The 21,996-nt window shown below is 37.2% G+C and carries 22 protein-coding genes; 10 read left to right on the top strand and 12 right to left on the bottom strand.

Going from position 1 to position 21,996, the window contains the following annotated elements:
* Positions 1-93: 93 nt before the first annotated feature.
* Entirely contained in the window at positions 94-1,056 is a 963-nt protein-coding gene (locus J4051_RS04845; protein ID WP_208232730.1) for an endonuclease/exonuclease/phosphatase family protein, read from the bottom strand.
* A gap of 250 nt (positions 1,057-1,306) precedes the next feature.
* Between J4051_RS04845 and J4051_RS04850 the strand changes: the two genes are divergently transcribed.
* Positions 1,307-3,661 carry a glycoside hydrolase family 95 protein gene (locus J4051_RS04850; protein ID WP_208232731.1) on the top strand — a complete coding sequence of 785 codons (2,355 nt, stop codon included), beginning with the start codon at positions 1,307-1,309 and terminating at the stop codon, positions 3,659-3,661.
* A gap of 21 nt (positions 3,662-3,682) precedes the next feature.
* Here J4051_RS04850 and J4051_RS04855 read toward each other — a convergent pair whose 3' ends face one another.
* The 3 genes from J4051_RS04855 to J4051_RS04865 form a co-directional block, all read right to left on the bottom strand.
* Positions 3,683-4,114: a hypothetical protein gene (locus tag J4051_RS04855; RefSeq protein ID WP_208232732.1), complete on the bottom strand. Its 432-nt coding sequence runs from the start codon at positions 4,112-4,114 to the stop codon at positions 3,683-3,685.
* A 9-nt stretch (positions 4,115-4,123) separates the two neighbouring features.
* On the bottom strand, positions 4,124-4,639 hold the full coding sequence (gene azu, locus J4051_RS04860) for an azurin (RefSeq protein ID WP_208232733.1): 516 nt from the start codon (positions 4,637-4,639) through the stop codon (positions 4,124-4,126).
* A 65-nt stretch (positions 4,640-4,704) separates the two neighbouring features.
* On the bottom strand, positions 4,705-5,613 hold the full coding sequence (locus tag J4051_RS04865) for a helix-turn-helix domain-containing protein (protein WP_208232734.1): 909 nt from the start codon (positions 5,611-5,613) through the stop codon (positions 4,705-4,707).
* 234 nt (positions 5,614-5,847) lie between these two features.
* Between J4051_RS04865 and J4051_RS04870 the strand changes: the two genes are divergently transcribed.
* The 4 genes from J4051_RS04870 (at position 5,848) to J4051_RS04885 (ending at position 11,408) form a co-directional block, all read left to right on the top strand.
* The gene (locus J4051_RS04870; RefSeq protein ID WP_208232735.1) at positions 5,848-7,410 is read left to right on the top strand and encodes a glycerol-3-phosphate dehydrogenase/oxidase; all 1,563 of its coding nucleotides are present in this window, start codon (positions 5,848-5,850) and stop codon (positions 7,408-7,410) included.
* Between the two features lie 364 nt (positions 7,411-7,774).
* Positions 7,775-9,352: a glycerophosphodiester phosphodiesterase family protein gene (locus tag J4051_RS18960; RefSeq protein ID WP_236027224.1), complete on the top strand. Its 1,578-nt coding sequence runs from the start codon at positions 7,775-7,777 to the stop codon at positions 9,350-9,352.
* Positions 9,353-9,513: 161 nt separating this feature from the next.
* Complete coding sequence (locus J4051_RS04880) at positions 9,514-10,269, top strand: aspartate/glutamate racemase family protein (RefSeq protein WP_208232736.1); 756 nt, start codon at positions 9,514-9,516, stop codon at positions 10,267-10,269.
* Positions 10,269-11,408: a DmpA family aminopeptidase gene (locus J4051_RS04885; protein ID WP_236027226.1), complete on the top strand. Its 1,140-nt coding sequence runs from the start codon at positions 10,269-10,271 to the stop codon at positions 11,406-11,408. Before J4051_RS04880 ends, J4051_RS04885 begins: the two co-directional genes overlap by 1 nt.
* A 107-nt stretch (positions 11,409-11,515) precedes the next feature.
* Here J4051_RS04885 and J4051_RS04890 read toward each other — a convergent pair whose 3' ends face one another.
* From J4051_RS04890 to J4051_RS04915, 6 genes are all read right to left on the bottom strand, one after another.
* Complete coding sequence (locus J4051_RS04890; RefSeq protein ID WP_208232737.1) at positions 11,516-12,847, bottom strand: D-serine ammonia-lyase; 1,332 nt, start codon at positions 12,845-12,847, stop codon at positions 11,516-11,518.
* 103 nt (positions 12,848-12,950) lie between these two features.
* Entirely contained in the window at positions 12,951-14,519 is a 1,569-nt protein-coding gene (locus J4051_RS04895) for a serine hydrolase (protein WP_208232738.1), read from the bottom strand.
* A gap of 191 nt (positions 14,520-14,710) precedes the next feature.
* Entirely contained in the window at positions 14,711-15,286 is a 576-nt protein-coding gene (locus tag J4051_RS04900) for a hypothetical protein (protein WP_208232739.1), read from the bottom strand.
* A 46-nt stretch (positions 15,287-15,332) separates the two neighbouring features.
* The gene (locus J4051_RS04905; RefSeq protein WP_208232740.1) at positions 15,333-15,539 is read right to left on the bottom strand and encodes a hypothetical protein; all 207 of its coding nucleotides are present in this window, start codon (positions 15,537-15,539) and stop codon (positions 15,333-15,335) included.
* Between the two features lie 358 nt (positions 15,540-15,897).
* Positions 15,898-16,587 carry a 3-keto-disaccharide hydrolase gene (locus J4051_RS04910; RefSeq protein WP_208232741.1) on the bottom strand — a complete coding sequence of 230 codons (690 nt, stop codon included), beginning with the start codon at positions 16,585-16,587 and terminating at the stop codon, positions 15,898-15,900.
* 89 nt (positions 16,588-16,676) lie between these two features.
* Complete coding sequence (locus tag J4051_RS04915; protein WP_208232742.1) at positions 16,677-17,312, bottom strand: hypothetical protein; 636 nt, start codon at positions 17,310-17,312, stop codon at positions 16,677-16,679.
* A 439-nt stretch (positions 17,313-17,751) separates the two neighbouring features.
* On the opposite strand from J4051_RS04915, the gene J4051_RS04920 reads away from it, so the two are divergent.
* From J4051_RS04920 to J4051_RS04940, 5 genes are all read left to right on the top strand, one after another.
* The gene (locus tag J4051_RS04920) at positions 17,752-18,987 is read left to right on the top strand and encodes a tyrosine-type recombinase/integrase (protein ID WP_208232743.1); all 1,236 of its coding nucleotides are present in this window, start codon (positions 17,752-17,754) and stop codon (positions 18,985-18,987) included.
* A 90-nt stretch (positions 18,988-19,077) separates the two neighbouring features.
* A complete protein-coding gene (locus J4051_RS04925) occupies positions 19,078-19,296 on the top strand; it encodes a type II toxin-antitoxin system Y4mF family antitoxin (RefSeq protein WP_208232744.1) in 219 nt (72 codons plus the stop codon).
* A gap of 120 nt (positions 19,297-19,416) precedes the next feature.
* The gene (locus J4051_RS04930) at positions 19,417-19,968 is read left to right on the top strand and encodes a hypothetical protein (protein WP_208232745.1); all 552 of its coding nucleotides are present in this window, start codon (positions 19,417-19,419) and stop codon (positions 19,966-19,968) included.
* Between the two features lie 20 nt (positions 19,969-19,988).
* Positions 19,989-20,465: a helix-turn-helix domain-containing protein gene (locus tag J4051_RS04935; protein ID WP_208232746.1), complete on the top strand. Its 477-nt coding sequence runs from the start codon at positions 19,989-19,991 to the stop codon at positions 20,463-20,465.
* Entirely contained in the window at positions 20,465-20,923 is a 459-nt protein-coding gene (locus tag J4051_RS04940; RefSeq protein WP_208232747.1) for a hypothetical protein, read from the top strand. The genes J4051_RS04935 and J4051_RS04940 overlap by 1 nt, the downstream gene beginning before the upstream one ends.
* An 83-nt stretch (positions 20,924-21,006) precedes the next feature.
* On the opposite strand, the gene J4051_RS04945 is transcribed toward J4051_RS04940, so the two are convergent.
* Together J4051_RS04945 and J4051_RS04950 are read right to left on the bottom strand one after the other, a co-directional pair.
* Complete coding sequence (locus J4051_RS04945; protein ID WP_208232748.1) at positions 21,007-21,654, bottom strand: hypothetical protein; 648 nt, start codon at positions 21,652-21,654, stop codon at positions 21,007-21,009.
* A complete protein-coding gene (locus J4051_RS04950; RefSeq protein WP_208232749.1) occupies positions 21,654-21,875 on the bottom strand; it encodes a DUF6140 family protein in 222 nt (73 codons plus the stop codon). Before J4051_RS04950 ends, J4051_RS04945 begins: the two co-directional genes overlap by 1 nt.
* Between the last annotated feature and the right edge of the window lie 121 nt (positions 21,876-21,996).

Consider the following 21,996-nt stretch of genomic DNA (forward strand, 5'->3'; position numbering starts at 1 on the left):
ACTTCTATTATAATTACAAATTACGCCAATATTTCATTGATAATGCTCTTGTTTAAAGAGGAATTGTTACAAGTGGATTTTTGAAATGAGATATCAAACTTTAAATTCAGCCCACAATGGATAATGGTCAGAAATCAGCCAAGACAGATTTTGTTTGGTTAAATCTCGATTTGCAAGTGCATAAGGAACAAAGTCGTAATTGCCACCGCTTATAAATTCCATGGATAATTTTGGTCCGTTGCCTTGGCTGTTGAACCAAGCAATCTGATCGTAGAATTTAGTGGCATTAAAAATCGATCGGGTAACGTCCTCATTCTGGAGTTGGGGAGGAATATACAAACCCTCGGAAAGGAAGGTGTCTTCTAATAAATCCCCTCTTGCGTCTATATTAAAGTCGCCCAAAGCGATAAAATCTTGATGATAAGCATTGATATTGTCGGCCCAACTATAAAGCCATTTGGCAATGCCCCTCAGTTCCTCAACACGACTTTGCGGACTTTTGCCGTACAGAATATGTAAGGTGACTAAGATAAACGTGTGTTTGTTAGATTGAAAACTGACCGCATAAGGAGATCGCACAAATTGTTTGGATAAGGCGTGTTCCCCAATATTGTCTTCCCATTCTTCGGGTACTACCAATTCTCCTGCCAAGCCTGATAAATGCACTCTTCGGGTATCGAATAAATAGGCCATTCGTTCCCCGTTGCCCACGTTGCCCTTATTGACATCGGTGAGGATAAAAGACCAGTTCTTCCCCAATACTTTTAAAGTGTCTCTGAGTGCTCTAATATTGTCTTTGACCTCTTGAATAGCAATGACGTCAAATCGGCTGATGATTTCTGCAATGCATAAAACGGAATGCAAATCACGTTTGGGAGAATCGTCATCATCAGAATCCCATTTACGAGTTAAATTCCCAAAAGCCCGAATGTTCCAAGTGGCGATCAACAGATTCTTATCTAATTTTTTAGAAGGAATTTTTGAGTCTAAATCGGTTTTTAATAAATACAGATTGTCTTGAACTTCAACAGGTGGTATGTCGGTGATGGCGATCATACACTAAATATAGTAAATTATAGTTTTTGATTTTTAATTTAGCGCATAAATAATGAATTTCTGATTACAGAAAAATGAAGCAGATAGTTGTTTAAAATCTTCTTAAGTTTAGTAAGTTTGAAGAAATAGATGTCGCGTATTTAAAAGTTCCAAGAAGGAGATTTTAACAGTTTTTCTGAGTGATGAAATGCCGTCATCCTGATTTTTATTAGTCCATAATCCATCCGATTATTAAATAAATTAAAAGAAATTGAAAAAATTGAAACTCATTTGCAGTCTGTCTCTCGTTTTATTGACCATTTCATCTTGCGCCCAAGATAAAAAGCCATTGGAGCTTTGGTATAACGCACCGGCTTCCGAATGGATGACCGAAGCTTTACCTATAGGAAACGGTTATGTGGGCGCGATGTTTTTTGGAGGTATACACGAAGAGCAGATTCAGTTTTCAGAAGGCACGTTATGGTCTGGCGGGCCTGATTCCAGTCCCGATTATAATTTTGGAATCCGAAAAGACGCCCACGAACATTTGCCCGAGGTAAGAGCTTTGTTGAAAGAAGGAAAAAAAGCTGAGGCACATAAAATTGCACAATCGGAATTTACAGGACTCATTGACACTGGCAAACGGTACAATGCGGACTTCGGCGATTATGGTGCCCAACAAACCATGGGAGATATCTTCATAAAAGTGGGGCATGTTGGTGAGGTGAACAATTATAAACGCAGTCTTGACATTAGCAATGCCTTGGGTAAGGTTGCATACAACATTGGGAAGGAGACCTATACCCGAACGTATTTTGGTAATTATCCAAGCAATACTATGGTCTATCGTTTTGAAAGCTCTAAAAAGACGGATTACGAAATCAGATTTGAAACGCCTCATGTGATGGTTGCACAGGAATTTAAAGACGGCATATACACCTACGATGGAAAAGTAGCCGATAATGGAATGCCCTTTGAAACAAAACTATCGTTGAAATTAGCAGATGGTAAAATCACCTATAAGGATGGGATTATTTATATAAAGGATGCGACGGATGTCATCATCTTAAATACTTCTGCTACGGGTTATACACTAAATTATCCAACCTATAAGGGCAATGACTATAAAGCCGCCAACAACGCCGTACTGCAAAAATGGGAAAGCACGACCTTTGATGCTTTGAAAAAAGAGCATCTCGCTGATTATTCCAATTTATTTGATCGGGTGAGTTTGAATTTGGGCGAAAGTCCGAAAGTTGACCTTCCTACCAACGAGCGTTTAATTGCTTACGCCAATGGTTCGGATGATAACGCTTTAGAAAGTCTCTACTTTCAATATGCACGGTATTTAATGATTTCGGCAAGTCGCCCCAACACGATGTCCATGCACTTACAGGGTAAATGGAACCATTCCACCAATCCGCCCTGGGCTGCTGATTATCATAGCAATATCAACTTGGAAATGATCTACTGGCCGGCAGAATTGACCAATCTATCTGAATGCCATGTCCCGTTTTTAGACTATATAGAAAGTCTGGTAGAACCGGGGAAATTGGCTGCGAAAGAATATTTCGATACCCGAGGTTGGATGACCAATACCATGACCAATGCCTTTGGTTATACCTCCCCGGGATGGGGCGTAGATTGGGGTTTCTTTCCGACAGGTGCCGCTTGGTTTTCACAACATTTATGGGATCATTACGACTTTACCCAAGATAAAACCTATCTAAAGGAAAACGCCTATCCCGTGATGAAGGAAGCCGCCTTATTTTGGATAGATTATCTGACCAAGGATGATAACGGGAACTTAGTTTCAACCCCGTCTTATTCTCCAGAGCATGGTGGGATATCGGAAGGTGCCTCCATGGACCATCAGATTGCTTGGGATATCTTGAACAATTGTATCAAAGCTGCTGAGGTGTTAGGGATAGATGATGAGTTCACCGCAACGGCAAAGCTGACCAGGGATGCGATTTTAAAACCTAAAATTGGTTCTTGGGGCCAACTACAGGAATGGACCGAAGATGTGGATGACCCAAAGAGCGATCATCGCCATGTTTCCCACTTATTCGCATTACATCCGGGGAATCAGATTTCAACTGCTCAAACACCGGAATTGGCAGAAGCAGCACGAGTGACCTTAAATGCTCGTGGTGATAGTGGAACTGGCTGGTCTCGTGCATGGAAGATGAACTTCTGGGCACGATTAAACGATGGCAATCGCTCGCATAAGATGTTGAAAAACCTATTACAACCTGTTTCTAATACAAGCGTTGAGATGTCAACCGCTGGTGGGACTTACTCTAATTTGCTGTGTGCACATCCACCATTTCAACTGGATGGCAATATGGGAGGCGCTTCCGGAATGGTGGAAATGTTGCTCCAATCACAATCAGGAATTATTGAGCTGTTGCCTTCTTTACCTGATGTATGGCCAGCAGGAGAGGTTAAAGGACTAAAAGCTCGTGGCGGTTTTGAAGTGGATATCCTATGGAAAAATGGTCGTGTTGAGGCCGCTCAGATTGTTGGAAAACCAAATCAGGCTGGTGAACTTAAAGTCAATGATGAAAGGATAATCTTTCACTTAAATGCTGATGGTGTTTATAAATATTCAGATGAAAATTAATTGATGGTTAGACTCTGAGGTTTACGACCATAAAAACCAAGGAATTAAGTAGGCTACGATTCCAAAACCAAGAAAATAATAAATCAGCAATCTTTTGTATTTGGAAGTATCTGAGAGACTGATTTTCTTCGTGACTCTATAACCTATGGTAATTATAACGGCAGCCAATAGCATTCCAATAGGGTGTTCTACAATATAAAACCTTGAGATGGAATGTCCCATGGATTCTCCTGAAAAGTTTGACATTCCCAAAGGAGATAAAAAATATAGAATTAAACCAATTAGTATCTGGATGTGCATGGTAACCATTCCTATCAAGGCAGCAACTTTCACTGATTTGTTGAAAGGTTTTTTTAATAAAAATCGCACAAGAATGAAAATAATTACAACCAATAAGAGGAACAGTAAAAGCATTCCAATGCCGTTATGTGATTCTTTAAGAATAGTGTACATTTTTTGAATTTATTTAACGTTAAACTTACCTTTCATGATAGCAGAATGACCTGGAAAGGAGCACAAGAAATCGTATGTTCCTTTTGCAGGTACCTTGAAAATAACGGTGGTACTATCTCCGCCTCCAATAAGATCTGTATGAGCGATAACATGCTTTAAATCTCTTGGGATATAGTCGTTTTCCTTTGCTTTAATTGCGATTTTGGCAAATTCAGAAACGGAAACTCCTTTGCTAATCAGTACAAAGTTATGGCCCATTGCGGTAACAGGCATCGTACCGGTGTGTTTAAGGGTTAGAATTACGGTTTGACCTTCAAAGGCAGTGATTTCGCTCTTGTCAAATTGCATTTTATCGTTAGAATTCAATAGGATGGTTATCGTGTCCTGTTTTGATAGTTTTTCTAATTCTTCACTGGTCATTTCCTTTTTTACCATTTCAGTTTTTGATGTTTCCTTGCATGAAACAAAGCCTACAAGGACCAATGTCAAAATTAGAAAAGTGGAGGTAAGTCTATAGGGTTTCATTATATTATATTTTTGGCAAATATAAGGCTTATGAGTTCCCTTTTAGAGGATGTTTTATGCTGAAGTTAGGATAAATCAATCATTTTTCGATACATCGAAGGTGTGGCATTCGTTTCGTTTTTAAAAAGTCGACTAAAATATGAAGCGTCATCAAAACCCAATTCTGTACTGATCTCCTTGATGTTCATATTGGTTTGAAGGAGTAATACTTTAGCTTCTAAAATGATGGTTTCCTTAATGATTTTCGAGGTTGTTTTTCCTGATTGCTGCTTCACACGTTTATTGAGGTGATTAGGGGTGATGTTCAGCGCTGATGCATATTTTTGAATGGTCCAATGTTGTTTGAATTTCTTGTGAACTAAACACATGAAGTTGAGAAAAATAGCATTATTCAGCCTTGGTTTAAGCTCTTGTTTTTTTACCGTTAAAAACAATTCTGCAATAAAAGTAGAAAGATAAAAAGTGATTAAACGATCGTTGTTGGGATTCTTTTTACGATGTTTAAACAGCTCGACCATACGAACTAATAATAACTCTAAACTGGATGCTTCTTTTTGAGTGATCTTCAAATAATTTTGATGACTTGGTTGTGTGATCCAGATGCCCAAAAACGGGTTCGCTCCAATAAACTCATCTGAAAAATGACAATAAAATCCTTCAAGATCCACAGAAACTAATGTGGTAGTGGTGATATTGTTTTTGGGCGTAAATAGAAAATCGTTTTTCTTCAATTGATAAGACTCAAGTCCTAAGCTTTTCGTCATAATGCCATTAGTGATAAAAACAAAGTCGTGAACCGTTTTTTTATGCGGCGGGAGGGGAAGATTGAGATAGACATCATCGTCCTTAAAAGAATGAATGAAAAACTCAGCGATACTGTCATCATTCAATAATTTATCCGTGTTGTTTTTGATGTGATCTTTTCTGAAAATCGTCGGACTTAATATCGGGATGTTGGGTTTTGATGTTTTCAAAGGTTTATGAGATAACACTGGTAGTAGATTTTTAATGAGTTTCCGTAGCGAATTATTATAGCATCGACATGGATTAATATTAAGCATAAAATTACGGACTTTAATAATAAATTGCGCCATTGTGATTTTGCTCCGTCCGTATTTTTTTTGTTTCATTTCATTTGAATGATACACTATTTATGGAGGATATAATATTTATATTTGAAACTGAATAGTCATTCTAACCCATAGCCTTTGTTCGATAGAAAATCTTTAGTAGAACCTTTGGATAGCAGTCCTGATTGGGATGTTATTATTATAGGTGGCGGGGCAACGGGTCTCGGGGTTGCGTTGGACAGTGTCACCAGAGGTTACAAGACCCTGCTTTTGGAACAATCTGATTTTGCAAAGGGAACTTCTAGTAGAAGCACAAAATTGGTGCATGGCGGTGTACGTTATTTGGCGCAAGGTAATATTGACTTGGTTCAGGAAGCCTTATACGAGCGAGGACTGATGTTGAAAAACGCATCACATTTGGTGAAGAATCAATCGTTTATTATTCCTAATTATAAATGGTGGGATACTATAATTTACACTGTGGGATTGAAAATTTACGATTTTTTGGCAGGAAAATTAAGCTTTGGCAAGTCTACCAGAATTTCAAAAAAGGATACCTCACGCCGACTTTCAACCATCAAAACAGAACATCTTAAAGGAGGTGTGGTTTATCATGATGGGCAATTTGATGATGCCCGATTGGCAGTCAATATTGCTCAGACTGCAATTGAACAGGGGGCATCGGTATTGAATCACTTTAAGGTAGTTCGATTGCAAAAGGATGCCGACGGGAAAGTCAATGGTGTTACAGCTCTTGATCAGGAATCAGATAAAGAATATAATTTCAATGCTAAAGTAGTGATCAACGCAACTGGCGTATTTACCGATGAGATCTTGCAAATGGATATTGCTGATGCCAAAAATACAGTAAGACCTAGTCAAGGCATCCACTTGGTGCTGGACAGCTCCTTTCTGCCAGGCAATGATGCTATCATGATTCCTAAAACAGCTGATGGGAGAGTACTTTTTTTGGTGCCTTGGCATCATAGAGTGGTGGTTGGTACTACCGATACGCTGCTCGATAGCCATAGCTTGGAACCTAAACCTCTTGAAGAGGAGATTGACTTTATTTTGGAAACTGCCAACGCCTATTTGAATAAACACGTGTCCAGGGCTAATGTGTTGAGCATCTTTGCAGGATTAAGACCGCTGGCTGCACCAAAAGATCCTTCAGAAAAAACCAAGGAAATTTCGAGAAGTCATAAAATAATAGTGTCAGCTTCTGATTTAATTACCATTACTGGAGGTAAATGGACGACCTATAGAAGGATGGCCCAGGACACTATTAACAAGGTGATTTCTTTAGGTAAGTTGCCGCGTCGGGAATGTCAAACAAAGCATTTGAGTATCCATGGCGCCGACGGTTCCGCAGAAGATTCCGACCACCTATACATTTATGGAACAGATCAAAAAGCTATTGAACAACTAATCAAAGAGTCGCCAGGACTCGGTGAAAAATTACATCCAAGATTGGAGTTTTTAAAAGCCGAAGTGGTCTGGGCTGTAAAAAACGAAATGGCCTTAACGGTAGAAGATGTCTTGGCAAGACGTGTGCGCATCCTGTTTTTGGATGCGAAAGCTTCTCAAGACGTCGCACCAGAAGTTGCTGAGATATTGGCACAGTATTTAGATAAGGACGAGGTTTGGATACAATCACAGATTGAGGAGTTTACCCAATTGGCAGATCAATATATTGTATAAGTGAGCCAATCTTAGGTACCAGTTTTCCGAGTCATTAGTTCTATCACTATTCATTATGAAATAGTACTGAAAATCGATTGGTTTTTATCGGAAAGGCACATCATTTTTAAGAACTATGCTTAGTCTTAATTAAAGTATTCGTACAGTAACAACGTTTTTTTGCTGGAAAATGCGTTGGATCAATTAAAAGAAGATGGTTCCCCGATTTTCGTTTGTTATAATAATCTCTAGTAATTAGTGCCGAATTATTTTAAAATACTGTATTTTAAAAACAAATTTACAAACTAGGGCATATCTTCGGCTTAATATCGAAGACAGTTTTTAAGCTGACATCTTGGTTTGACATTTTTTAAAAATTCACAATATGCGTTATGTTTTTATAATTTTAACCGTCATTTCACTGCATGCATGCAAATCGACCGAATTACCGGTTGCTGTAACGTTTTCAGAAAATCCTGTGATTGCCCACAGAGGTGCTTGGAAGGCGCAAAACCTTCCCCAAAACTCTATTGCATCGTTAAAACATGCCATAGAATTGGGGTGTGCTGGTTCAGAATTTGACGTACGTATGACTTCGGACAACGTGTTGGTCGTTAATCATGATCCTGACCACAAAGGTTTGTTTATTGAGGAGACCACCTATTCAGAATTGTCAAAACACAAATTGTCCAATGGTGAGGTCTTACCAACCTTAAGAGATTATCTGCTTGCAGGCATGGACAACAATTATCGCACAGGCTTAGTTTGCGAAATCAAACCTTCCAAAACAGAAGGTCGGAATGAGCTCATGGCAGAAAAAGTATTGGATTTGGTGAATGAGTTGAACGCTGAAAAGTATATCTCCTATTATATCAGTTTTAGTTATGAGCTTTTAAAAAAGATCATAGAAATAGATCCGAATGCCAAAACACAGTTTTTGGACGGGTCCAAGTCTCCTGAAATCCTAAATAACGATGGCATAACAGGATTGGATTATGCAACTGGTGTCTATAAACGAAATCCCGAATGGATAGAAAGTGCAAAGAAACATAATCTAAAATTAAATGCTTGGACTGTCAATAAATCCCAAGATATCGATATGTTTTTGACTCATGATTTTGATTATATCACCACGGATATGCCAGAACTGGTGTTTGAACGCATGCAAAATCGGATTCAAAAGAAACCAGAAAACGAACTCAAGGTCATGACCTATAATGTGCGCCTTGATATTGCATCAGACGAAGAAAATGCGTGGCCCAATAGAAAGGACTTTCTAACTTCTCAGGTCCTGTTTTTGGAACCCGACATTCTTGGGGTTCAGGAAGCAAAGCCGAATCAGGTAGAGGACTTAAAAGCATCTTTAAAGAATTACAAGTTTTTTGGTAAAGGTCGTGATGGCGGACAGAAAGGTGAGCATGCGGGAATTTATTTTAATACCAAGAATTTAAGTGTTGAGCAAGAACATACATTTTGGCTTTCTGAAACTCCGGAAGTTGTCTCCAAGGGTTGGGATGCTGCCTATCCAAGGGTTTGCACGTATGGATTATTTACATTGAAGCAAACCAAACAGAAAATATGGGTATTCAACACCCATTTGGATCATATTGGTAAGGTGGCCCAAAAAGATGGCATGCTGCTTATTTTGGATAAGATTAAAGCGGTGAACACCACAAATTATCCGGTGATCATTATGGGCGATTTTAATGTAGAACCAGATTCAGAAGTCATAAAAATTTTAAAAACCCAACTTTCAGACTCTCGAGAAAAAGCTGAGGTTGTTTTTGGACCCGAAGGTACGTTCAATGCGTTTAAATATGATGAGCCTGTAACCAGAAGAATTGATTATATCATAGTTTCTAATGGGATTAAGGTTGAAAAATATGCGACGCTTTCAAGTTCAATTGATCTGAGATTTCCTTCGGATCATTTTCCGGTTTTTGTCACGGTCATAGTTGAATAAGGGAAGTGAACCAATGAAATTTCCATGGTTGTTTTCAAACGGTTGCGGAAGGTCAGCCTTAAAAAATTAATTCATCATTGATATACTTGAAAATCTCATTACCTTAGTTAAAATGTTGAAACGCGCAGAATCATTCTGCTGTTCATGGTAAAGAAATGTTTATGATTGGAATTGTGGGAGGTGTTGGACCTTATGCAGGAATTGATTTATTAAAGAATATTTTCGATAACACATTGGCCAAAAGGGATCAGGACCATTTGGATGCATTGTTGTTTTCTTTACCGTCCAAGATCAAGGATAGAACAGAATACCTCTTAGGAGAAGTCGATGAAAACCCTGGCTACTCTATTGCAAAAATAATTTCAGACTTAGAGAAATCGGGCGCTACAGTCGTTGGTATACCTTGTAATACTGCACATTCACCTGAGATTTTTTCTTTGGTTATGGACGAATTGCACAAGCAGGGGAGTCACATTGAGCTACTACATATGATCAATGAAACGATCGATTTTATTAAAGTGAATTATCCGCATGTTTCTAAAATAGGCGTGCTTTCTACAACGGGGACCTATAAGCAAAAAATTTATTCAAATGCCCTAAAACATAATGGTTTTGAGGCTGTTGTACCTACTTTGGATCTACAGGAAAGATGTGTTCATCCAGCAATTTACCATCCAGAATATGGAATAAAATCAAAGTCGAATCCTTTTCATCCAGATGCAAAAAACAATTTAGAGATTGCCATTGATTATCTTAAAGAAAACGGTGCAGAAGCTGTGATTTTAGGATGCACTGAAATACCTTTGGTAATCACTACCAAGGAAGTCAATGGTATGATTGCAATCAATCCTACCAACGTATTGGCAAGAAAATTAATTCATAAAATAAATCCAGCAAAACTAAAACCTTATAACTGATGACAAGAATTATATTGGTATTCATTCTAATGGTTAGCATACCCTTCCAAAATAGTGCTCAAGAACGACAACGAGCGCGTGATTTGGGCGTTAAACCAGGAATTCTGACTCCTGGAAAATACAATGCCATTACTGATGTAGCTGGTGTTTCTGTAGGCCAAAAGACCTTGAATATAGGCGATTCCATTCGTACGGGGGTAACCGTTATTTTACCACATCAAGGCAATCTATTTAAAGAGAAAGTCCCTGCCGGTATTTTTGTAGGCAATGGCTTTGGGAAGTCAATTGGAACCACACAAATTGAGGAGTTGGGAAATATTGAATCACCGATAGCCTTAACGAACACATTGAACGCTTTTTTGGTAGCGAATGCACTTGTTGATTACACATTGAGCATTCCGGAAAACTCGGGAATTAGGTCGGTCAATCCCATTGTTGGAGAAACCAATGATGGTTGGTTGAATGATATTAGAGGGCGCCATGTACAAACTTCTGACGTTATGGAGGCCATCAATATTGCTACAACTAAAGAAGTGCTTGAAGGTAATGTAGGAGCTGGGACGGGTACAAATACGCTTGGTTTTAAGGGAGGCATTGGAACGTCTTCACGTGTACTTCCCAAAGCTAAAGGTGGATATACCGTAGGGGTATTGGTACAGACAAATTTTGGTGGCATTTTGCGAATTAACGGAGCGCCTGTAGGTAAAGAGTTGAACAATTATTACATGGCCAACGACGTCCCGTATCAAGTTGATGGCTCGTGCATGATAATTATTGCCACAGACGCCCCGCTTTCAAGTAGAAACTTACAACGCCTGGCGCGACGTTCATTTTTAGCTTTTGGGGCAGTAGGTTCCTTCTCGTCAAATGGAAGTGGCGATTACAGCATTGCTTTTAGTACCCATAAAGATGTTAGAGTTCCACATGATCCTGAAGCAATTGAACAAAACAGTCCCGAAGTCCTAAATGACTTTATGTCTCCTTTGTTTTTGGCTGTCTTTGAAGCTACCGAAGAAGCCATTTATAATTCCATGTTTAAGGCTGAGGACATTGTTGGGCAAAAAGGAAGGAAAATGAAAGCACTGCCCATAAAGGAAACCTTGGAGATCTTGGATAAATACAAGGCTCGTGAAAACTAACCGGATATAATACCAATTTATTTTTTAATGTCGTGTTTGCTTCCGTGAGGTATAATGCCGATACAGATATGGTGTCAAGTCTGTTGACGATTAATTCTATGGGTGATTTAAGACTTCTCCAGTAGTTGCCGTCCTCTTTCATAAAACTTTTTCTTTTGGAATTCAGGGACGAGAAGACCCCCAGTGGCCCAAACAATATGCGTCGCGTTTTTCAGCTTGAGCTGATATGTTTTTGCGTAATCTGTTTTTTGTAACCGTTGAGGTCCGATTAAACCTGCTGTAGCAGAAGGCTCGAGAAAGATGTTTTCGGTATCTTTTAATTGGGTTAAAAGTTTAAACAATTCGTCATCTTCTACCGTGAAAATACCGCTGACTAAAGATTTACTGATTTCTGTGGCAAAATGTGAAGGTCGGCCCACAGCCAAACCATCCGCATCAGTTGTATTGTCAAGCCCAATATCTTGTACACTGATACGGCTCATTTCACCGGTAACCAATCCTGTCAAGACCGCTGGCGAATGCGTAGGTTCAACAAAGAAGCAATGCACATGATCGCCATGAATTTGCTTTAATCCAAAAGCGGTACCGCCTGGAGAGCCACCAACGCCACATGGAGAATAGACCAGTAATGGATGATCTGCATCAACCTTAATATTCTGCGATCTTAATTGTTCCGCTATCCGAAGCGCACCTACGGTATAACCAAGAAATAAATCGTGTGAATCTTCATCATCAACAAAATGGGCATTCGGATCTGACTTTGTTTTTTCTCGTCCCACAGAAATAGCCTCGCTAAAATCGCCATCGAACTCGACCACGGTCACTCCAGCCTTACGTAACAACTCTTTTTTCCACTGTTTGGCATCGGCAGACATATATACTGTCACTTGAAAACCCAATTTCGCACTGATAATACCAATACTGAGTCCGAGGTTGCCAGTTGACGCAACACCAATCTGACGTTTGCTGAAAAATTCCTGGAATTTAGGAGCGGTCAAAATACTGTAATTGTCCTCTTTTTTCAATAGGCCCGATTCAAGAGCTAATGTTTCTGCGTAGGTCATGATTTCAAAAAATCCGCCACGAGCTTTGATAGACCCGCAAATAGGTAGTGCATTGTCACATTTTAAAAACAGTCGCCCCTTAATATCTTCTTTGTTATCATTTAAAAGCGATTTCATATTTGGGATTTCAAGGAGAGGAGATTCTAAAATTCCGCGACTTTCTTCCGTTTCGGGAAAAGCTTTTACGAAAAATGGTGCAAAACGCGTCCATAATTGCTCGGCTGCTCTCATATCTTCTAGGTTTATGGAAAATTTGGGAGCATCCTGCACAGACTGTAACTCAGGGTTCAGCCAAGACACGGGTTTAGCTTTTATGATCTCCTGTAGAATGGGAGCGACTTCCACAAAGGATTCTATTTTCTTTTTTGAATACATGATCAACATTATTTAGGCTGACAAGACTTGTCAAATGTGAAAAATTAATAGCTAAGGCTGTTACATACATTTCAAACACATATTCACTAAAGATATATTCGGTTTAGTCCTTTTTCTTAAAATCTAAATCTTGAAAATCATAACTAAAATCAGTCAATGGCGAAATTGGGCTCATTTTAAACCCATTCGCTTTGCCTTCGGTGTCCAAACTGAAATTCACAAAAGCATCAGCTTTAAGCGATGCGTCATTCCAACGTACCACATAAGTCGTACCCTTATAAAAAGTCATTGTTCCAGTTAAATCCGAGGATTTCAAAGATTTGAAATGAAGGCGGCCATTTTGATTGGTGATGGCTACCTTACCAAACCAATTGTCTATGTAAGTTCCTGTATAATCTGTAGGATTGGGTTTTTGAGATTTACTTTTAAGCTGCGCGTCAATACTTTTTTCTAAAGCAGCAATGATACTATCTTCTTTTTTTTCGCCCGCCAATCGCCGTTCGTTGTACTCATCTATTCTGTCTTTATTTTTGATGCCAAAATAGGCGTCCTTGATGGAATTTGTAACAGAGTTAAACGCCGCACCGCTCTGTTGATTGGTGAGCACAATAATTCCCAAATCCATTTCTGGAATAAGTGTCACCTGACTCACAATTCCGATCAAGCCACCAGTGTGGGTCACTTGAAAATGGCCGTTGACATCACTCAAAAACCATCCCAGGCCATAAGCTAAGAAATGCGTATTGTACGGACCTTTCCCGGTTTTTATAAGTGTTTGTGGGGTCCACATTTCGTTGAGGGTTTTAGTACTGAAAAGACTATCCTTTAGTTTTTCGCCGTATTTGCCTTCGTTTAATAATGCTTGTACCCAAGTGGTCATATCGTTGATAGACGCAAAAATCCCTGCCGCGGGAGTAGAGATTTGAGTGAAAGAATCTCCAGTCAATTCCAATTTCCCATTTACAGGTGCGTGGCCGTCAATTCTATTATTGTCTGCTTTTATTTCAGCTAATGAAAGTAATGAACGATCCATTTTTAATGGTTTAAAAAAGTTTTCTAAGATATAATCGTCAAATGACTTTTCTGAAATCCTTGAAACGACTTCGCCCGCCACAATATAGAGCAAGTTGTCATAATCAAACTTACTTCTGAAAGAGGATACTGGTTTTAGATATCTAAGATTATGGATCATTTCATCTTTAGTAGTGGTATTGGAGGCGGGAAAAACCATCAAATCTCCAGCGCCAAGACCCAAGCCGCTACGATGGGTGACGAGGTCACGAACCGTGAATTCTCGCGTCACGTAAGCGTCGTAAAGTTGAAATTCCGGGATGACGTCTATGACTTTCGTATCCCATGTAAGTTTGCCTTGGTCTACAAGTTGCCCCATAGCTGCTGTTGTAAATGCTTTGGTGTTTGAAGCCACACCAAAAAGTGTGTTCTCATTGACTTCTGCATTTGTTTTTAACGAGCTTACACCATAAGTGTTTTTATGATAAGTTTTACCATCCTTCAAAACGGCAACAGCCATTCCGGGAACATCAAATGTGGTCATCGTTTTTTGGACTAAACTGTCAATCTGTGCACCGCTCAAGACCTGAGCGTTTATGGAAAAATTGACCAAAAGGAAAAGCGCCGCGAGGCATATACTTTTATAGATAAGTGACTTCATGAAATTTATTTTAATAAAGAGAGATTAAAGGTATTAATTTTTTAGCTTTAAAATTATTGCTGATCGATTAAAACGCGTTGTATTTCGCATCACGTTACCTAAATAAAGTGTTTTAATGGTTAAGTTTTTTAATATCCTTCTTTTCTTGTTTACAAGAAGCGTTAATACAACATAAATTTTAAAGTGTTTTTTTAGAATATTTCGAAAGCAGTTTGGTAGGTCACCACGGTATCATTCTTTATGAAATTTAAACTTTGGTTTTGATAGGTTATTTCAGAAGAGAATTGATGATTTTCATATTTGGCCGTTTTAAAAGTGAAGTCGTGAATGTCCAATTGCGGACTGTCAATTTCAAGTTGTGCTGAGTTCAATAAACCAACCGTTTTTTGCATCACATAAATCCCTTTTGCTAACTCTTCCGAAAGGAAACTCACTGTTGGCTCTAAATTGAATAATGGATACAAAACCAATTCATTGAACAATTCATGGGATGGAATTTTTAAAACTTTCCGACGGTCAAACCAAATTTCTATTTGGCTTTTAGGAGTGTTGAGCATTCCGGAAATGAGATTGGCGTTAATATCTTCCAGTTGATTTACTTTCTTGTCTTTAAGACTATAATAGAAAAAAGGATCTAAAATTAAATCAGGGACGGTGCGATTCTTTTTAGCGGCAATTGTTTTCCAATGCTGATAGGTGTCTGAATCTAAATGCAATCGCCTTATTTCTATGCCTTCACCGAACGTATTAATCTTTATTTTAGGCATTGGAGTATAGTTTCAAATGACTTTATTACGAAAAATGATTTCCTAATTAAATGATTTCGCATGTCATGTCACCCAGATCCAATTCGCCATTCCAGTTTACCAAAAATGAAGTTTCGGCTGGGAATGCTTCCTCTAAGATTATCGAAAAGCCAGAGAATGTGCCATGCTCTAAATTATTTTTACTTCGATCCTGTGATTTTACAATTAGTTTTGCATGTCGTTCATCGGTAAGTTGGATGCAAATTTGTTTCATGGTTTTAAAGTTGGTTTGGTATTCATCTGTTTTTCGAAGATATGCAAAACTATTAGGATTCAAAGTTTATAAATCTATAATTGTGTTGATTCCTTATTGGGTACATTTTTAGGATGTTTTTTAAGTAGTGTCCTGTGAAAAAATAAAAATTCAATCAACCATTTTATAGAACGGGACGTTACGAGGTTTTCAAAATAACCGCTTGTTTTCAAAAATTATTTATAGGAGAGTGCTTGGGCAATTTTAAATTAAACAAGTGTTTTAATCAAATCCCGATTGTTCAAGGGAACACAAATTATTTAGTGTATTTTTCTATTCTTTATCGGACAATAATGGAAGTTCTTTTCTGTGGTAGGGATTATAAGTGGCTGATTTCAATTTTTCTGAACTCCATTTCGGCACCTTCTGCCTGGAGTGCAATTTGACCTCTATCGGTGGTTGCATTGAAACCTTCATTCACCAGATCTCCATTGACCCAAACCTTAATGGTATCACCGCGACATTCAATAACCATGGTATTCCATTGTCCCAAAGGGGATTCAGAGCCAGTGGTCAAATTTTGGACTCTTCGTTCCTTACCATCGGTGGTACCCCAGTTTTCTTTTGGACCACGTCGTTTTTCCATATTCGGGACTTCAATATCCTCTACGATACACCAAAAATCCCCGGCATTTTTATGCTCCATTTGCACTTCGATTGATTTTGGAAACATGCCGTACAGCGCTCTTGGATTGGAAGTATGGACCAAAACACCGCCATTGCCTGGTTGACTCGGAAATCGGTAATCAATTTCCAGTTTATAGTCCTGATAAATACGGTCTGTGATGAGGTGCCCGCGTGGTTCACAGAGAGTGACGAGCATGTTGTCGCGAACAATAAAGGGACTTTTTGCATAAGCGTCGTTGTCCATGTCGGGAACATCAACGTGCCATCCCGTAAGGTCTTTTCCGTTGAATAAGCTACATGGCACTCTTTCTTTGTTTAGATCGGAAACTTGACCGGATAGCAGCAAAAACGAGAAAATAAAAAATGGAATAAGTGTTCGCATTGAGACTGGTTTTTCAATTCAACCACAAGATAAGATTATTAGTTGATGATTATCTTTTGCCATAATCTGTAATTATAAATAAAAACATTCTAAACCTCTAAATCATCTAAATCATCAATTGAAATAACACCCCAACCTTGGGTATGGATGAACACCCAGATCACATCTTTTTTGACCTTAAAATGACTAATGATAAAATTTTCAACATTCCCCATGATTGAAATGTTTTTTGTGGCTTTGAGATCTGACGCCAACTTCGTGTTGATAAGCTCAATTTTCTCCTGTAATAAGGGCATTAAATCAATGCTTAAGGTATTGATGATTCTTTTGTAAATAAACGTGTTGAGGACAGATTTTAGAAGGGTGTTCGCAATCCAACTTTCACCGCTACTGTTAATGTTGTAAGCTTCAACATATAATTTTTGGGTCTCGATGTCCAGTCTTAATTCCGCCAGAATCGACACTTCAATTTCTTTCTTGTGGAATAGAAGAGTGAGGGTTTTTAGTTTGAGCCTTAATTGTAGATTATACGGTTCGGTTTGACTTTCGGTTAGATCAAGATCCAGTATTATAAAGTATTGAGATGCTTTTCCTTTAGCGTCGTTTTTACTGATAATGGTACCGCTGAATCTTTTTTTCAGAAAGGCTTCAATGACATCAAAGCCAATTCGTACCGGCAATGTTACTGAAATATCTTGATCGGATGTTGATAGATTGGAGTTCATAGATACTGAATTGTGAGCATATTCGTAATTTAAGATAAATTTTGAAGGAATTATATCTTATAACGATTTTAAATGTGCGCTAAAAGATTGATGGGGTTTTGATGCGTAGAGATTAACTCCGATGTTCACTATCACTCCAATCCTGCAACTACAACTGGCTGTCCTTGCAGTCCAGGTGCTTTAAAACAACAAAATCCGTTCAAGCGAGCTTGACGGATTTCTTATGTTTTAAATCGTAACGAAGTTACGCATAATTGTGGAGTCGGAGACTATACTTTAGTCTATAGTTGGTTATTTAGATTTATTTATTATGTTGCTATAGGACAGTGGTTTACGGCTGTTTTTTATGTCTTATTATAAAATTTAGTAGTAATGAGATATAACAAAATTGTCAACCATTTTGTCAACGCATCATTTTAACTAAATCTTTTCAAAAATTATGAAGTATTCTTTTTACCTACGTAAACCAAAATCTGAAAGCGAAACTTTAATTTTATTTTCATGTTATTTCAATGAAGAAAAAAAGAAGTTCGTGTATTCTACAAAAAAGACAATTCTACCTGAGCATTGGGATTCTAAAAATAAAACCCCTAATAATAAAGGGAAGTTGGTTTCTGATCATCAAACTCAAATTACAAAACGGTTACATGAGTTTGCTACAGAATTCCAAAAAATCAAATCGCGTTCGGAATTAGGGGAGCAAACTTTTAATAGCATTATCCTAAAAGAGCATTTTGATCAAGTTTTTGAAAGGGTCACCAAAGTAAGCTCCTTTTTTGACGTTTATGACAGTTTTACGGAGGAGAAAATTAAACTCAAAGAGTGGTCGAAATCTACCATCAAACGTTATAAGAACATTAAAAACCTATTGGAGGAGTTCGAGATTGTCAAAAACTATAAATTGACTTTTGGAAAAGTGAATAAAAAATTCTTTACAGAGTTCACAGATTTTTGTTATGAACACAAAGATCATTATACTAATACATTCAGTCGGAATGTCGGGTTATTCAAAACCTTTATGTTCTGGTCAGTTAAGAATGGATATGCTTTTAATTCCGATTTTATGGATTTCAAAAAGCCACAGCGTGTATTAACACGTCAAGAGGCTCTAACCATGGAGCAGGTGAAAGCATTATATGAATTTAAGTGTGCAACAGAATCTCATACAAAGGCGAAGGATGTTTTTGTTTTTCAATGCCTTACCGGTTTGAGGTATGGCGATTTAATGCTCGTCAATAAACGTATCGTTACAGCTGATGGTTGTTTGTTTCTGAAAGAAGGAAAGGATCATACAAAACCAGATAGAGAAATTCCATTATATAGAATAGCCATGGAAATTCTACAGAAGTACGATTATGACTTACCATTAAGTACAAATCAAGAACAGAACAGAGCAATCAAGAAGATATTAAGAACGATGGGTTATGTACATGAAGTAGAGTATTCACGTACAAAAGGAGTAGAACAAGAAAGGTTTGTAGAGCCGTTCTGTGATCGTATCACAACCCATACTGCTCGTAGAACCTTTGTGACGATCCTTAGGAATGCTGGACTTGCCGATAAAGTTATCATGAGTGTGACAGGACATAGAGATATTAAAACGTTCAATATGTACCACCAAGTGAGTTCCATGGCAACCGTTAATGCGATAAACAGGATTTTTAGTGCTATTTGAAATTTATATGTAATTGCATATAGTTATTTATTTTTGATAGAAATTGTATGTTAATGCATATAGTTTTGTAAATATACGTAAAGACATACAATGGAAGAATTGGCGGAATTTGTAAAGAAACGACGGAAAGAAGTTAATCTCACTCAAGAAGAGTTTGCCGATAGAGCAGGAGTGGCATTGACCGTCATCCGGAAAATAGAACAGAACAAAACAAATTTGAATCTTGAAAAAGTAAATCAAGTTTTAAAAATGTTCGGGCATCAATTGGTGCCTGTTAGGATTAAAGATACTAAGGAAGGTCTAGGATAAAATTCTATATTACAGATTGGAAAAATGTTAATATCTTGTTGCTTACTTTGAACATTAAATTTATACTATTTCTTTAAAAGAGTTAAATTTGTCCAAAAAATAAACCTACAGGTTGATTTAATGAAAATAATTGATACATTTGCAATAGTAAAAGAGAGTTTATATTCAGTTCAATACGATACTGAAGCGTTAAATGAATTTGCTAAATGTTTTGAATTATGGAATGATCCTATTTATTTAAGAGAGTTTTTCGAACAGCACAAGGAAGATTTAGACAATAAGTTTTGGAATGGCATATCAATTGAACAAGCTATTATAAAAACAAGAGAAGACGCAAGACTTTTCGAAGAAGAAATATTATACATAGCCGAATCTGGAAAAACTGAAAGACTTGAAACATTATCTACATTATTTGAACCCTTATCACAAAGAGTTATCGGCGAGAATCTCGAACGAGACAAAGCCAAAGGAATGAACAGGCCTAGCTGGCTTCGTATCTATGCAATAAGAATAGAAGCCAACTTATTTGTTGTTTGCGGTGGAGCAATTAAACTTACACCTACAATGAATACAAGAGATCATTTAATTTTGGAATTAGATAAACTGAAATTCACTCGAAATTACCTACAAGAGGAAGATGATGACAACTTAGAATTCTTTGAGTTAAATTAAAAAAAGACCAATACATACCGATGAGTATTAACAACATAAAAAGCAGACTTAAAAATTCTTCAAAACAAGATAATACTTGGATTGAAAGAGCGAAATATCGTAAAGAAAATAAAGCTTGGCTTGATATTTCTTTTGCTATTGCTGTAAAAATAATGTCTGCAATTAAAGCAAACAAGACCTCTAATATTTTTCCGAAAACTCAAAAGGAATTAGCGGAAGCAATGAATTGTTCACCACAATACGTTAATAAATTATTGAAAGGAACTGAGAACCTTCAATTAGAAACCATTGTTAAAATTGAACAGATCTTAAATGTTCATTTAATTGAAGTGCCTGAATTTCAAACAACAATTCAAGTTCAAGTTGAGCAATATAGCAGTTACACTAAACCTGATGAATTAGTAAGTGTTGCGTCCAGTCTTTCAAATTATGATGAATTATTTAGTTCATTTTCTTATGAAAGTGGACCGGATAACTGTCTTAAATTAGTTGCATAATGACTGAAGAGAAAAATAAAATTGGTTTTGCTTTAAAAAAAATAACTACAGAACAGTTTGCTATTATTGAATCTTCTTATAAAGAAGGTGATTTAGTAGATTTAAAGGCTGGATTACGGTTTGGGATGAATTATGAGAATAAGATAATCTCTGTAATATTTTCAACAAGTCTCATTCAAGAAAAATCACCTTTTTTATTAATAGAGGTTGGTTGTCACTTCAATATAACAGCAGAAGCTTGGGGTAGTTTTTATAACGAATCTAAAACTGAATTAGTAGTTCCTAAAGGATTTATTGGTCATTTAGTCATGTTAACTATTGGAACTACAAGAGGCGTTTTGCATAGCAAAACGGAAAACACTCCGTTTAATAGTTTTTTACTTCCAACATTGAATGTTAATGAATTAGTCAAAAAAGATGTTGTGTTTAAAGTAGAAGGCATCGAGGAAAAAGGTTGATTTTATTAAATATAGTTTATCAAAACTATCTTTATAGTAAACTGTTTTTAAATCAGAAGCCCTAGGCGATAGCCCAGGGCTTTTTAATTTAATTTGGTATTTACGTATTTCAAAATCTCTGGTCTAAAGTAATCACTTGAAAAACCAGAGCTTGGATGCTTAATGCAGAACATTAGTGGTCTATATTCTAACTTTAATCTATGTATATTATGATTTTTATTAAAAGTAGTTTTTTCGTGAATTTCAAAATCAAATTTTCTCCAAATATTTTCCCAAAGCGTATACCCTAAAACAACAATAATTTCTGGCTTTAAGAAATCTAAAGTTTTTTTTGCTGCTGGAAAAGATAAATCCCAATCGTCTTTTTTTGGTCGCTCTCGTGGTTTTTCTCCTACTGAACCTTGTACATAATTGAAATATGCCACAGAATGCCAAAAGTCTATTTTGTTTTCGTTAGTCGCTGGCTTTTCATTGAATGCGTTGAAAATATTAGTGTGAAATGCCTTTTTGTAAAACTTACCTTCTTCTCCATTTGCTTCTCCAATTTTCTCTTGGATTGATAATCTTGTCAGATTTTCGTTGAACCAAGCATCTTTGTCAGTTCCATAATGTGACTCTCCAAGAATGAGTATCTTTTTATTAAATATTCCACCATTCTCATAATTGTTTCCTATCCAAGGAAACCAAGTTAATCCATTATCCTTAAAGTCTTTTTTTTGGGAATCTGTCATTAGTTTATCTGCTCAAGTTCAAGATATGAAGAGGATAGCCTTCCAGCTCTTTTAATATCTACGCCATAAATTCTCATAAAAGCATCAACAACTTCTTTTCCACCGTTCGTCGATATTGGGTTATATGCAGTTCTGGTGGCAACTTGAACAGACATTCCTTTCTCTAATCTAATTCCATTTGTCGTAGAAGAACTTTTAACTGTAATTTTGTATAAAGCCATAATTAATTGATTGTTTCTTGGTTTGTTTTAATTATTGTTAACGTCTCGTATATGAAAAGTAGCGCTGAAAATAAGCGATAAATTTCGGATTATACACAAGCCAAATTTTTAAATTTTATTA

Origin of the sequence: Gelidibacter pelagius, from assembly GCF_017581925.1 — a bacterium.
Taxonomy (GTDB): Bacteria; Bacteroidota; Bacteroidia; order Flavobacteriales; family Flavobacteriaceae; genus Gelidibacter; species Gelidibacter pelagius.